This window comes from Arthrobacter sp. efr-133-TYG-118 (assembly GCF_030209755.1).
In the GTDB taxonomy this organism is placed as follows: domain Bacteria; phylum Actinomycetota; class Actinomycetes; order Actinomycetales; family Micrococcaceae; genus Arthrobacter.
On the sequence record NZ_JARVRH010000009.1, the window covers coordinates 50,677 to 63,366 of the forward strand.

The window sequence follows — 12,690 nt, forward strand, 5'->3', positions numbered from 1 at the left end:
CTCACCCCAGCAAGGTTTTCTTTGTTCCCCCAGGCACCGCCACTATTTCAATACGACCGGAGCCGCGAAGAATTAGCAGTCAGTGCTTGAGAGTGCTAATCAATAATTAGCACTCACCCGAGGAGAGTGCAAGCAGGAAGAGCCGGAAATTGCTCGCCACGCCAAGGGAATTCGCTACGGGCACAAGCCCGTCATGGAGTCCGAGAGGCGGTCTCCTTGCCGCTCACCCGCGCAGTGTTGTCGGCTCCGTAGGTGAAGACCATGTAATTGGACGAAGTAACGTCGCCGTTGGCGTCGAAGCCGATGGTGCCGGACTCGCCGTCGTAATCCGGGAGCTTGGCCGCTTTCAGCACCTCGAGGCAGTCCTTGTATGACGCACAGGACGTGCGTTCTTTCGTCGCCGCATCCCCCGACGCCGGGCGCGTCCCGCCGGACACAGTGGTGAGCCAGGCCGCGATCGAGCCACCGGCGTCGTCGCCCGCCGCTGCTGCCGCAATCGACGCGAGGTTGACGGCGTCGTACGTCTCGGCAGCGTACGTCGTGTCCTTGAGTTGGGGGTCGATGCCAATCAGATCGGCCTGGAACTCCGCACTCGGAAAGACACCTGGAAGAATCCCCCTCGCGCCGTCGAGGCCACCGGCACCGAGCGCCGTTCCGTATTGGCGGATGGCACCGTCACTCAGGATCAGGCTCTTGCCGCTCAGCCCGGTGTTCAGTAGCTCGGCCAGGGCGCCTTGGGCACCATCACGGGCAACCACGACGACGGCGTCCGGCGTGCCCGACTTGATGCCCGCCGCGGCGGGAGCTGCTTTGCCGGGCGTGAATTCGGCGTTGGACACCGCGTTCATTCCGAGGCTTCGTGCGGCGTCCATGACCGCTCCGGAGACGCGCGTACCGTAGTCCCCGGCTTCGTGGAGGACGGAAATCCTCTTGGCGCCGGCGTCGTGGGCCAGCTTCGCCAAGACGCTGCCCTGTGCGGCGTCAGCGGCCGAGGTGCGGAAGTAGAAGCCGCCGTTCTTGTAGCTGCTCAGCCCCGACGCCGTGTTGGCCGGCGAGATGAGCGGAATCCGGGCGGGAGACAACACATCGATGGCGGCGGGGGCGTGGCTGGAATCCGTTGGCCCCACAACGACGTCGGCGTGGGCCGACAGCAACGCCTTGGCTTGCGCCGCGGTATCGGCAGTGAAGGCCGCCGCGCTGGCCCCTTGGCTAGCGCTGCTGCCTTCGCCGGCCGCCGACGCCGGAAGCAACTCGACAGGGTGGCCCTTGTATCCGCCTGCGTCGTTGATCTGCTTGACAGCCAACTTGGCCGCTGCCAGCTCGGACTCATTGAGGAATGCCGAGCTACCGGTGTTGTCCAGAATCACGCCGACGCGCAGGACCCCGTCGCCGCTCGGGGTAACGGAGCTGAGCCTGGCGTTGCCGATGGGGGCGGAACATCCGGCCAGCCCAAGGGCCAAGGCCGCAAAGCCTGCAAGAAGAGAAACCACCCGGGACCGGTGTCCTCCAAGGGGCCGGGTTCCAAAAGGCCGGGACAGCCCTGTTGCCGCATCACCCACTAGATAAGCCGCACGCTTTCTGCCTGCGGGCCCTTCTGGCCCTCGCCCAGTTCGAAGTCGACCCGTTGTCCTTCTTCGAGAGCACGGAAGCCATCCATCTGGATGGCGGACCAATGCACAAAGATGTCGTCACCGGACTCATCCACGGTGATGAATCCGTAGCCCTTTTCGGCATTGAACCATTTGACGGTTCCCAAAGCCATGATCCCCACACTTTCAACTAGCAGTGGCCGGCTTCCGGGATCTCCGGGCCAGCTCACAACTACTGTAACCACAGTCACGTTGCCGTAGCGCAACCTTGGGTGCGGGTAGCCGCAATGTTATTGAGGCGTAACCGAGTTGCTACTTGTAGCCGGGGCCCAGAATGACAACCACGGGCTGCTGGAATTCGGCGCTGTCCACAAGGTTGGAAATGCCCAGCAATTTGCCGAGCGCTTCGGCATTGCCTTTCTGGGCTGCACCTTTGTAGAAGACCGACGACGTCTGCTGGGGCATGCCACCCCAGTTTGCGACGGTGGCCAACGGCCACCCCCCGCCTTGCACGAGGCCGGCCACGCGGGCAGCCAGGCCGCCGGTGGTGGTGCCGTTGTAGACCGCGACTGCCGCCGTCTTGTCCAATGGCGCCGTGCTGGGGGTCGCTGTGATGGCCGTCGGCGTGCTGGAAGGCGTGTCGCTCGGGCTCGGCTGGCTGGATGCCTGCGCGGAGCTGCTTGCGGAAGGTGACGCCGCGGCGCTTTGCTTGGAAGCGTCCGCGGTGACGACGGCTTGCGGCGTCGTCGATGAGGTGAAGCCAAGCTTCGGAAGGATGAGGAAGGCAACGAGGCCTACGGCCAGCGCGATGCCGCCCAGGAGCAGGACCGGCCACAGCGCGGGACGGGAAGCGGACGCGACGAGCCTGTGGACACCCTGGCGCGATGAGCTCTGCGGGACACGGTCGAATTCATCCCGGGCAAATTTTGTCATGGTGAAGCCTTGTCCTTGCTGCTTGCTTGCTGGGGGATCAGCGGGTGCTCTACGCGTCAGAACCGAGACGACGCGCTGTGCGGGCCCTCTGACGTGACATACGTAGTCTACGCAATCTCTTGACCAGCATAGGATCGTGAGCCAATGCTTCCTCAGTGTCGATGAGGGCATTGAGCAGCTGGTAGTAGTGGGTCGCGGAGAGACCGAAGAGTTCCCTGACGGCCTGTTCCTTGGCCCCGGCGTACTTCCACCATTGCCTCTCCAGGGCAAGCATCTGCTGTTCACGCTCGCCGAGCGGCGAATCGCTGCGGAGTCCGGCGGACAGGTCTTCAAGCACCAATCCAGTTGCTTCGGACGCCATGGGTTCCCGTGCGGGTTCTGCCACGACACACTCCTTCGACGCATTGACTGAAAATGTCCCCCGCCCATGGTAGCGGGCGAATAACACCAATGTCATTTGCCCCGCCGCCTTCCGGAGCCGCTTTCCCAGGCGCCGCTTTCCCCGGGAGCCTCTGGACAGGGACAATGGCTGGGTGGCAGGCGAAGAAGCGTTATTTGAGCTTGAATCCGAGGATCACTCCGCCGGGTTCGAGGCACTCCCGGGAATGGCCTTGGAGGACCTGATGGCGCCGGACTGGGCTGACGCGCTCTCCGGCGTCGAGGACGAGCTGCGCTCGGTGCTGGCCTTCGTGGCGGGCGAGGCCAGCCGCGGAACCCATGTCCTGCCTGCGGCGCCCAACCTCCTTCGCGCCTTCCGGCAGCCTCTGGCAGACGTCAAGGTGCTGATCCTGGGCCAGGACCCCTACCCAACGCCGGGCCACGCCGTCGGGCTCTCCTTCGCGGTTTCCGCGCCAACCCGGCCCATCCCCCGCAGCCTCTCGAACATCTACCGCGAGATGGAGTCCGATCTCGGGCTCCCGCCGCGGGTCCACGGCGATCTTTCGGCCTGGACGGGCCAGGGAGTACTCCTCCTCAACAGGGTGCTCAGCGTCGCGGCCGGTGCGGCCGGCTCCCACCGGGGCAAAGGCTGGGAGGCGATCACGACGGCGGCGGTCACCGCCGTCGCCCGCCGCCGCACCGCTGCCGGGCAGCAGAGTCCGCTCGTCGCGATCTTGTGGGGCAAGGACGCTGAAGCCGTGCAGCCACTGCTTGAAGGCGCCCCTGTGATCTCTTCCGCACACCCCAGCCCGCTCTCCGCGTCGCGGGGATTCTTCGGTTCGCGCCCGTTCAGCCGGGCCAACGCGCTGCTCCGTAGGCAAGGCGCGGATCCCGTCATCTGGGAGCTTCCACCACTGCCCTAGCTTAGGCTTGCCTACATGACATCTTTGCCCGCGACGTCGTCTGCATCCCGCAATACCCGCCCCCAAGTGAACCTGACTGTGCTGCGCACAGAACAGCTTTCGCCCCACATGGTGCGCATCATTGCTGGTGGACCCGGTTTTGCCGGCTACGCGAACAACGACTTCGTGGACCGGTATGTGAAGATCGTGTTCCCGCAGCCCGGCGTCGACTATGAGCTGCCACTGGATCTTTGGGCCATCCGCGAGACCATGCCCCGCGCGCAATGGCCTTACACCCGTACCTACACCGTCCGTTGGGTGGACCAAGCCGCGCAGGAACTGGCAATTGACTTTGTGGTCCATGGCGACGAGGGCCTTGCAGGCCCGTGGGCGCTGGCAGCCCAGCCCGGCGACACCCTTGTTTTCACGGGTCCCGGCGGCGCCTACAACCCCGCGCCCGACGCCGACTGGTACCTTTTCGCGGGCGACGACGCCGCGCTCCCGGCGATTGCCGCCGCGATCGAATCCCTGCCGGCCGACGCCAAGGGCCTTGCTTTCCTCGAAGTCGATAGCGGCGCCGACATCCTTGCCATCGCGGCGCCCGACGGCGTGGGGCTGCACTGGCTGCTTCGTTCCGGAGTCCCGGCCGGATCAAGCACGATCCTGCTTGATGCCTTGGGCGATGCAGAGTGGCTGCCCGGCCGGGTCGACGTGTTTGCGCACGGTGAACGCGGCTACATGAAGGGGCTGCGGGACATCTTCTTCAAGCAGCGCGGGCTGGAGCGTTCCCAGGTATCGCTTTCCGGATACTGGGCCCAAGGGCGTGTGGAGGACGATTTCCAGGCGGAGAAGAAACTCCCGATCGGGCAGATCTAGCGCCTGGCGCTTTGGCGTTCCCTCGGCTGGCGGGCTACCGCCGGCGGACGCGGCGGCGCTCGTTGCTGGCCAGGCCCTTGGTCAACGGCCGGGCAAGGTTGTCACCCAGCACAATCCCTGCGGCCACACCCAGCACGATCGCTCCTGCGTTGAGCATGCCGCCCGAACCCAGCAAGACATCCGCTTCCTGGACCGTCAACACATACATGGAACGGAATATCTTCAGGCCTGGCAGAAGGATGAGGGCCGCGGGAACGGCTACCACCAGCTGCGGCGCCCCGAGCCTGAGTGCCACCATTCGGGCGAGCAGACCGATGACCACGGCGGAAATCGCCGGCGAGAGCCGGTCTCCGAAGCCAAGGTTGGAAGCCCCCCACAAGACGAAGTAACCCACCAAACCCACTGCCGCCGTCGGGAGCAGGAGTTTGAGCAGGGTCTGTTCGGTGATGCCGATGGCAATCACCCCGATGGCGATCAGGATGGCCTGGCCCCACAATGGATACGCCTCGGGGAATGTTTGCGTGACGTCGATCGCGACGCTGCCGATGAGGTCGCCCACAACCACCGCGACGGCGATGCCCGCAACGATCGCGCCGAAGGTCAGGATGGTGGACAGGAATCGTCCGGCCGCAGTCACGGGGAATCCGTTGATGGCATCCTGCACTGAAGAGACGAGCCGCCCGGTTGGCAACAGCAGGAGAATGCCGCCCGCCACGACGATGGACGGCGGGATGTCCGCCCCGGCCCAGTGGAGCATGAGCGCGATGAACGTGACCAGGAAGGAGCAGGCCGCTGTCACGAAGAAGTCAGGCGTGCGCCACTTGCCCAATTGCCGGGCCACGAGGTTGACCAGCATGTTGGAGACGAAAGCCAGGGCGGACGCGCCCGGTCCCCCGCCCAGGACCCCGACGAAGACAGCAGAGAAGACGCCGAACGCCATGGTGACCATCCACCGCGGGAAGGGCTTGCTGCTGCGGATGATGTCATCCAGCCGGTTCACCGCTTCTGACCTGCCCACCCCGCCGGCCACGATATCCGTGACGAGTTGGTGCACCTGGGCCAGGCCTGCGTAGTTGTTGGTCCAGGAGCGAACAACCCGGAGCAGTGTAATGGGAGTCTGGTCCTTGGGCGCATAGTTGAGCGCGACCGACTGGTTGGTGATGTCCACTTCAATGTTCTTCAACCCGAGTGCCGCCGTGACCGCGATGATGCTGGTCTCGACTTCCAGGGCACCGGCGCCGTAACGAAACATGGATTCGGCCATGTGCAGCGCGAAGTCGATGGTCTTGCGGGCCGAAGCGTCAACACCGCCCACGTGGATGATGGGGTTGGCATAGGGGCTGCCCGCCAGGCGGTCGACGATGCTCATGGGGGCGGTGGGAGGATTCTCGCCCTGCACGAGCCTGCGGAGCATGCGCTTGGCGTTGACATTCTGGCGCACCTGGGATGGCTTCAGCGGCTGCGTCTTGGGCAAGCCGTCCGTGTTGGGCCTGTTGTCGGGGCGGTCAGTCACGCGGGTGTTCCTCCAAAGGGCGTGGTTCCTCCAAATACGGTGTCGTGCACATGCAGTGGGCGGGGTGGCGCTGCGATTTTAATAGAACTGCTGGCCCGTGCGGCGGGTGTAGATCTGCCGTGCGATACGTTCCCCGGCAGCGGTCCAGAGCTTGTACTTCAGCGGGCTGATGACTTGGTCGTAGCACCCGACGAAGTCGGTGACGGTCTTGCTGAAGCTGGTCTTGAACAGGCCAAGTCCGTGGAACGGATGTGAGGTGTCTTTGAGCCGGTCCCCGGGCGGAGTGCCGCAGAAATCGTACTCAGTGCAACCCAGCTCCTTGACCTGGTTGATGGCTGTCCACTGGACCAAGTGCGAATCGCCGTACTGCGCGCGCTTCTGCAGCGATCCGCCGTCCTTGTAGGTGCCCTTCCGGCCATAGTTGATGACGAAGGCTCCGACGGATGGGACACCGTTTTCGAAGACAAACAGGAGCCTGCCCTGGCCACGCTCGATGAAGTTGGTCCAGAACTGGCGGTAGTACCCGAATTCCCGGACGCGGACTTGGGACTTCGCCTCGACCGTGTTGGTCATCAGCGCATACATGGAACGGAAGTTCTCTTCCGTGGGTTCCATGGTGTGGACTTCGACGCCTTCGCGGATGGCCCTGCGAACGGCGTTGCGGCCGCGGGAATGCAGGTTGCGCAGCAGCTGGTTTTCCTCGGGAGAGATGTCCAGCAGGGCTGTGGAGTCGTTCGGCTGCAGGTTGGGGGTCTTGACCACTCCCGTAGCCTCAATCGCGTCCCGGGCCTCGCCGCTGAGGACGATGTCCGGCTCGATTTTCACGGCGAAAACCCCGAGCTTGTCCCGCTTGACGAATTCCCGGTTGGCCTTGATGATCCCCTGAATGTCCTCGACGCTGGCAACGTCGGGGCCCTTGATGAGGTACCAGAGCTTGCCGAGCAATGGAAACGACTTCTCCAGGACCAGGTTGTAGCTGCTGTACTCCTTGGTCTCGTAGACGAGATGCAAGGGCTTCCAGCCGAAGTGCTGCTTCACGTCTGCAAATGCCTCGGATTGGAGGAGGTTGCCGCCGTTGGGGTTGGCGGTGACGTGTTTGTCCCAGTGTTCGATTTCCTCGGCGGTGGCAAAGCGTGCGGTAAATTCTCGCAAGGGGGCCGTGTCCAATCAGTTGCGTACGTGAGGCAGCAGGCACCGGTGTGCGGCGCAGGTGTTCAGCCCCAAGTCTATCGGCCCCCACGGAAGGCTACAGCCTGGCCTGTTCCAACGCCTCCACGTTGATGCCCTTCGATTCTCACAGGCAGGGCAAAGGCTCCCCAAAGTCCACAACTAATCCGGCGGCGGAAGGTGGTAGTACCAAACGCCGAGCCAGGAGTATCCGATGATCGTCTACCGCCCCATTCCGCCGCTCACCACCGGCCGCAGCAACGGCATTTGGTCGGTACTCACTGCCATGGCATCCGCGGCACTGCTGGGCCCGGCCTGGCCGTCCGGTACCGGCCGCCTCGAAGATCAGGACTCGGGCGTCAGCACTCCACGACGTTGACTGCGAGGCCGCCCATGGCGGTTTCCTTGTATTTGGAGGACATGTCCTTGCCGGTTTCGCGCATGGTCACGATGACCTCGTCCAGGGAGACGCGGTGGGTGCCGTCGCCCCAGAGCGCCATCTTCGCGGCGTTGATGGCCTTCGCCGCCGCGATCGCGTTGCGTTCGATGCACGGGATCTGCACGAGTCCGCCGATCGGGTCGCAGGTCAGTCCCAGGTTGTGTTCCATGGCGATCTCGGCCGCGTTCTCCACCTGTCCAGGCGAGCCGCCCATGACTTCGGCCAAGCCGGCGGCCGCCATCGAGGAAGCGGAGCCCACCTCGCCTTGGCAGCCCACTTCGGCTCCGGAGATCGAGGCCTGCTCCTTGTAGAGGACCCCGACGGCGCCTGCGGCGAGCAGGAACTTCACCACGACGTCGTCGCGGTCCTGTTGGGTGGCCTTGTCCATGCCGGGGGCGAAATGCAGGGCGTAGTACAGCACGGCGGGGATGATCCCGGCGGCACCGTTCGTGGGCGCGGTGACAACACGGCCACCCGAGGCGTTTTCCTCGTTCACGGCCAGGGCAATCAGGTTCACCCATTCCTGCCAGTACTTCGGGTCGTGATAGTCGGGGTCCTGGTCCTTTGTCTCCTTCAGGAGCCGTTCGTGCCAATCTGGAGCGCGACGCCGGACCTTGAGCCCGCCTGGCAGCACGCCTTCGCGCTTGAGGGACGTTTCAACACAGGCCTCCATGACGGAGTAGATGTGCAGCAGGCCTTCGCGGATTTCCTCTTCGGTCCGGGAAGCGCGTTCGTTGATGAACATGATGTCCGAGATGCCGAGCCCCTTCGAGGAGCAGCGTCCCATGAGTTCGGCTGCCGTGCGGAAGGGCAACGGGAGTTCCTTCTTGGACTCCTCCAGTTCCTTCTGGGCCGCGTCCTCTTCGCCTTCGCGGACGATGAAGCCGCCGCCCACGGAAAAGAACGTAGCCTCGTGCAGCACGTCGCCGTCGGCGTCGGAAACGGAGAACTTCATCCCGTTCGTATGCCGGGGCAGGACCGTGAGCGGGTGCAGGATCATGTCCGATTCCCCGTACGGCAGCGGTACTCCCAAAACCGGGTCGCCATCGGGATCGACGGCGCCGCAAAGGTTCAGCGTCCCGGTTTCGGCAATCGAAGCGAGCCTTTCCTCCACTTCCTCGGGGAGGATCTCCTCGGGGTGATAGCCCTCCAATCCCAGCAGCACCGCGGTCATGGTGCCGTGCCCGCGGCCCGTAGCAGCCAGGGAACCGTACAGGTCAACGCGCAGGGAGGCCACCCGTTCCAGGGCGCCGGTCTCCTTCAGTTCACCCGCGAATACTGCCGCGGCACGCATAGGTCCCACGGTATGCGAACTCGAAGGACCAATCCCAATAGAGAAAAGATCGAAGACGCCAACAGCCATTGTCGGTTCCTAACTAGGTATGTGGTTGGGTGGGGAGGGAGCCGGACATCCTCTGCATGCCTTGGGCCCACACCGTCCGGGTTCCCTGACCGAGCTTGCGAGGTCAGGGGGACGGTGGGGCGCATGCTGCCGGATGCCCAGCCCCCTCCGGGCCCGGAGAACCTCAGCTGAGGTTCGCAACGCGCGGGTAGAGCGGGTGCGCGGCGGCGAGTGCCTCCACGCGATGACGCAGGCCGGAGAGGTCGGCGTCGGCATCGGCGATCAGTGCCTCGGCGATGATGTCCGCAACTTCACGGAACGCCGCTTCACCGAAACCGCGGGTGGCCAGGGCCGGGGTGCCGATCCGCAGGCCGGAGGTCACCATCGGCGGGCGCGGGTCGAACGGAACGGCGTTGCGGTTGACGGTGATGTCGATCGCAGCGAGGCGGTCTTCGGCCTGCTGGCCGTCAAGTTCGCAGTTGCGCAGATCCACGAGCACCAGGTGCACGTCCGTGCCGCCGGAAATCACGGAGATCCCCTTGGCAGTGACGTCGGGCTGGACGAGGCGCTCGGCCAGGATCCGGGCACCGGCCAGCACGCGCTCCTGGCGTTCCTTGAACTCTTCCGAGCCGGCGATCTTGAAAGCCACGGCCTTGCCGGCGATCACGTGCTCCAACGGGCCACCCTGCTGGCCCGGGAAGACCGCGGAGTTGATCTTCTTGGCGATGTCGGCGTCGTTGGAGAGGATGATGCCGCCGCGCGGACCGGCGAGGGTCTTGTGCGTCGTCGACGTCGTGACGTGCGCGTGCGGGACCGGGGACGGGTGCAGACCGGCGGCCACCAGGCCCGCGAAGTGCGCCATGTCCACCATGAGGTACGCGCCCACCAGGTCCGCGATCCGGCGGAACTCGGCGAAGTCCAGCTGGCGCGCGTAGGCGGACCAGCCGGCCACGATCAGGGCCGGCTTGTGCTCAAGCGCCAGGCGCTCCACCTCGGCCATGTCGATTCGGTGGTCTTCTTCGCGGACTTGGTACGGGATGACGTTGTACAGGCGTCCGGAGAAATTGATCCGCATACCATGGGTCAAGTGCCCACCGTGTGCCAGGTTCAGGCCCATGATGGTGTCGCCCGGCTTGATGAGGGCGTGCATCACCGAGGCGTTTGCCTGGGCGCCGGAGTGCGGCTGCACGTTCGCGTACTCGGCACCGAAGAGGGCCTTCACGCGATCGATAGCCAACTGCTCGATGACGTCCACGTGCTCGCAGCCACCGTAGTAGCGCTTGCCCGGGTAGCCTTCCGCGTACTTGTTGGTCAGCACCGAACCCTGCGCCTGCATGACAGCCACGGCGGTGTGGTTCTCGGACGCGATCATTTCCAGGCCCGAACGCTGACGGTTCAACTCGTCGTCGATCTTCGCCGCGATCTCCGGATCCAGCTCGGACAACAACGTGTCCAGGCTCGGCGAAACTACCTGCTCGAACGCTGTGGTTCCGGTGCCTGCGGCCCCGGTTGCGGCGCTCACAGCTCGCCACCGTTCTTGGAAGCGTATTCCTCCGCGGAAAGCAGCGGACCGTCGGACTCGGCGGCGACCTTGAATAGCCACCCTGCACCGTACGGATCGTTGTTGATCAGGGCAGGATCGTCGACGACGGCGGAGTTCACTTCCGTGACTTCACCCGTCACCGGGGAGTACAGGTCCGAGACGGACTTGGTGGACTCAACCTCGCCGCAGGTCTCCCCCGCAGTCACAGCGGAACCGACCTCGGGCAAGTCAACGTACACGATGTCGCCGAGGGCATCGGTGGCCACGGCGGAGATACCGATAGACACAAGGTTGCCGGCCTCGCGGGAAACCCACTCGTGCTCGTCGGAGTACTGCAGTTCAGGTGCAACTTTTGCCATGTTTTTTCCTTTGCGTTGGTCTAAAAACAATTGTGGTCAGGTTACGCGGCGGGGGCCGCCATCCTCTGCGTGCTGCTCCTTCGTCGTTTTGACGCACGCTGCCGGATGCCGCTCCCCCACCGCTAGAGGCATGTTCAGTTTCGGGGCCAACAGTTCCGGAAAAGAACGCTGGCCCTTTCGGTTTTAGTCGGTGACCCGTGGTTCCCGCGGGCCAAGCTGCGGCAGGTGGCTCATCATCCAGCACCTTTGGCTTTCGAAAATGAGCCAAACCAAAGGTGCCGGACTGAAACTGAGCCGCGGTGAGCCGAGAGCCGCCGCTTGCCGGGAGGATCCGGAAGCGTGCGTCCCCACCGTCCCCCTAACCTCGCAAGCTCGGTCAGGGAACCCGGACGGCGTGGGCCCCTGGAAGCGACACGTCCGCTCAGCGGGCGTCTTCGCGACCGAGCACGCGGAGGATTCTTCCGTCCCGCGGCTCCCAGCCACCCCCGGAGCCGCGAGCCACCCGAGACTTACTTGGCTCGCTTGTAGAACGGCAGTGCGACAACTTCGAACGGCTCGGCCTTGCCGCGCAGGTCGACGTCCAGGGCCGTGCCGGGCTCAGCGTGTTCGACGTCGACATACGCCAAAGCGACCGGGTAGCCGAGCGTGGGGCTGGGCTGGCCGGACGTGACTTCGCCGACCACTGTGCCGTCCTTGAGGACCGGGTAGTGGCTGCGGCCGGCGCGGCGCCCGAGGCCCTTGAGGCCAACCAGCTTGCGGCCGCTGGTTGAACCGGCGCCCTCAGCCTTCAGGGCTTCCAGGGCGGCGCGCCCCACGAAGTCGCTTTCCTTGGCGAGCGAGACAACGGGGCCCAGGCCTGCCGAGAAGGGGTTGCCTTGGCGGGAGAGCTCGTTGCCATAGAGCGGCATGCCGGCTTCGAGACGCAGGGAGTCACGCGAGGCCAGGCCGGCGGGGATCAGTTCGCCGTCCTCGGCAACTGCTGCGATTGCTTGCCACAGGGCCGCAGCGGCATCATTGTCCACGAAGATTTCGAAGCCGTCCTCGCCGGTGTAGCCGGTGCGGGCGAGCAGCAGTTCGGTGGTGATTCCGGCAAAGGTGAAGGGCACCTCGACGGCGGCGTAGTACTTGAGCTCGGTAACCAGCGAGTGCTGTTCCGCCGGGACCAGGCGAAGGAGGATTTCTTCCGCTTTGGGACCCTGGACGGCGATCAGGGAGGTTGCCGCGGAGGCGTCCTCGACGACGACGTCGAAGTTGGCTGCCCGCTGTGCCAAAGCCTCGGCCACGACCTTGGCGTTGCCGGCGTTCGGAACCACGAGGAACGTGGCATCGCCGCGGCGGTACGTGATGAGGTCGTCGATGATGCCGCCGTCTTCCTGGCAGATCAGCGAGTACTTGGCCTTGCCCACGGACATGGCGGAGATTTTGCCCACCAAGGCGTAGTCGAGGAAAGCGGCGGCGTCCGGGCCGGTGACCCAGACTTCGCCCATGTGGGAAAGGTCGAACAGGCCTGCGGACCGGCGGACGGCGTGGTGTTCGGCCAGTTCGGAGGAGTACTTCAGGGGCATCTGCCAGCCACCGAAATCGGTGAAGGAAGCGCCGAGCTTCTTGTGCTCTTCGTAGAGCGCAGTGTAGTTCTCAGTCATCGTGGG

Annotated in this window: 13 protein-coding genes; 3 read left to right on the top strand and 10 right to left on the bottom strand. The window is 64.8% G+C overall.

Annotated elements, in window-relative coordinates; all coding sequences use genetic code 11:
- Positions 1 to 191: 191 nt before the first annotated feature.
- The 4 genes from QRN59_RS08065 to QRN59_RS08080 all read right to left on the bottom strand — a co-directional run bounded on the left by QRN59_RS08065 (position 192) and on the right by QRN59_RS08080 (position 2,907).
- Positions 192 to 1,490, bottom strand: a complete 1,299-nt coding sequence (locus tag QRN59_RS08065; RefSeq protein WP_284982005.1) for an ABC transporter substrate-binding protein — start codon at positions 1,488 to 1,490, stop codon at positions 192 to 194.
- Between the two features lie 68 nt (positions 1,491 to 1,558).
- Entirely contained in the window at positions 1,559 to 1,762 is a 204-nt protein-coding gene (locus tag QRN59_RS08070; protein WP_059388209.1) for a cold-shock protein, read from the bottom strand.
- A 139-nt stretch (positions 1,763 to 1,901) separates the two neighbouring features.
- Positions 1,902 to 2,522 carry a LytR C-terminal domain-containing protein gene (locus QRN59_RS08075; RefSeq protein ID WP_284982006.1) on the bottom strand — a complete coding sequence of 207 codons (621 nt, stop codon included), beginning with the start codon at positions 2,520 to 2,522 and terminating at the stop codon, positions 1,902 to 1,904.
- Between the two features lie 49 nt (positions 2,523 to 2,571).
- Positions 2,572 to 2,907: a DUF3263 domain-containing protein gene (locus tag QRN59_RS08080; RefSeq protein ID WP_284982007.1), complete on the bottom strand. Its 336-nt coding sequence runs from the start codon at positions 2,905 to 2,907 to the stop codon at positions 2,572 to 2,574.
- Positions 2,908 to 3,055: 148 nt separating this feature from the next.
- Here QRN59_RS08080 and QRN59_RS08085 point away from each other — a divergent pair, with 148 nt between their 5' ends.
- Together QRN59_RS08085 and QRN59_RS08090 are read left to right on the top strand one after the other, a co-directional pair.
- The gene (locus tag QRN59_RS08085; RefSeq protein WP_284982008.1) at positions 3,056 to 3,823 is read left to right on the top strand and encodes a uracil-DNA glycosylase; all 768 of its coding nucleotides are present in this window, start codon (positions 3,056 to 3,058) and stop codon (positions 3,821 to 3,823) included.
- Between the two features lie 15 nt (positions 3,824 to 3,838).
- Complete coding sequence (locus QRN59_RS08090) at positions 3,839 to 4,678, top strand: siderophore-interacting protein (RefSeq protein WP_284982009.1); 840 nt, start codon at positions 3,839 to 3,841, stop codon at positions 4,676 to 4,678.
- A 34-nt stretch (positions 4,679 to 4,712) separates the two neighbouring features.
- Here QRN59_RS08090 and QRN59_RS08095 read toward each other — a convergent pair whose 3' ends face one another.
- Both QRN59_RS08095 and QRN59_RS08100 read right to left on the bottom strand, forming a co-directional pair.
- A complete protein-coding gene (locus QRN59_RS08095; RefSeq protein ID WP_284982010.1) occupies positions 4,713 to 6,191 on the bottom strand; it encodes a threonine/serine exporter family protein in 1,479 nt (492 codons plus the stop codon).
- Between the two features lie 78 nt (positions 6,192 to 6,269).
- Entirely contained in the window at positions 6,270 to 7,343 is a 1,074-nt protein-coding gene (locus QRN59_RS08100; RefSeq protein ID WP_284982011.1) for a lipid II:glycine glycyltransferase FemX, read from the bottom strand.
- Between the two features lie 229 nt (positions 7,344 to 7,572).
- Here QRN59_RS08100 and QRN59_RS08105 point away from each other — a divergent pair, with 229 nt between their 5' ends.
- The gene (locus QRN59_RS08105; RefSeq protein WP_284982012.1) at positions 7,573 to 7,737 is read left to right on the top strand and encodes a hypothetical protein; all 165 of its coding nucleotides are present in this window, start codon (positions 7,573 to 7,575) and stop codon (positions 7,735 to 7,737) included.
- On the opposite strand, the gene QRN59_RS08110 is transcribed toward QRN59_RS08105, so the two are convergent.
- The 4 genes from QRN59_RS08110 to gcvT all read right to left on the bottom strand — a co-directional run bounded on the left by QRN59_RS08110 (position 7,718) and on the right by gcvT (position 12,684).
- Entirely contained in the window at positions 7,718 to 9,160 is a 1,443-nt protein-coding gene (locus QRN59_RS08110; protein ID WP_284982013.1) for an L-serine ammonia-lyase, read from the bottom strand. The genes QRN59_RS08105 and QRN59_RS08110 overlap by 20 nt on opposite strands.
- A 163-nt stretch (positions 9,161 to 9,323) precedes the next feature.
- The gene (gene glyA, locus QRN59_RS08115) at positions 9,324 to 10,661 is read right to left on the bottom strand and encodes a serine hydroxymethyltransferase (protein ID WP_284982014.1); all 1,338 of its coding nucleotides are present in this window, start codon (positions 10,659 to 10,661) and stop codon (positions 9,324 to 9,326) included.
- Entirely contained in the window at positions 10,658 to 11,041 is a 384-nt protein-coding gene (gene gcvH, locus QRN59_RS08120; RefSeq protein WP_284982015.1) for a glycine cleavage system protein GcvH, read from the bottom strand. The genes glyA and gcvH overlap by 4 nt, the downstream gene beginning before the upstream one ends.
- Positions 11,042 to 11,550: 509 nt before the next feature.
- Positions 11,551 to 12,684 (bottom strand): glycine cleavage system aminomethyltransferase GcvT, encoded by a 1,134-nt coding sequence (gene gcvT, locus QRN59_RS08125; RefSeq protein WP_284982016.1) that lies wholly within the window; start codon positions 12,682 to 12,684, stop codon positions 11,551 to 11,553.
- Positions 12,685 to 12,690: the final 6 nt, after the last annotated feature.

What these genes read in the sequence shown, in the direction of transcription:
- QRN59_RS08070 (WP_059388209.1), bottom strand. Translation starts at nt 1,762, where the DNA reads ATGGCTTTGGGAACCGTCAAATGGTTCAATGCCGAAAAGGGCTACGGA.
- QRN59_RS08075 (WP_284982006.1), bottom strand. Translation starts at nt 2,522, where the DNA reads ATGACAAAATTTGCCCGGGATGAATTCGACCGTGTCCCGCAGAGCTCA.
- QRN59_RS08090 (WP_284982009.1), top strand. Translation starts at nt 3,839, where the DNA reads ATGACATCTTTGCCCGCGACGTCGTCTGCATCCCGCAATACCCGCCCC.
- QRN59_RS08105 (WP_284982012.1), top strand. Translation starts at nt 7,573, where the DNA reads ATGATCGTCTACCGCCCCATTCCGCCGCTCACCACCGGCCGCAGCAAC.
- QRN59_RS08110 (WP_284982013.1), bottom strand. Translation starts at nt 9,160, where the DNA reads ATGGCTGTTGGCGTCTTCGATCTTTTCTCTATTGGGATTGGTCCTTCG.
- gcvH (WP_284982015.1), bottom strand. Translation starts at nt 11,041, where the DNA reads ATGGCAAAAGTTGCACCTGAACTGCAGTACTCCGACGAGCACGAGTGG.
- gcvT (WP_284982016.1), bottom strand. Translation starts at nt 12,684, where the DNA reads ATGACTGAGAACTACACTGCGCTCTACGAAGAGCACAAGAAGCTCGGC.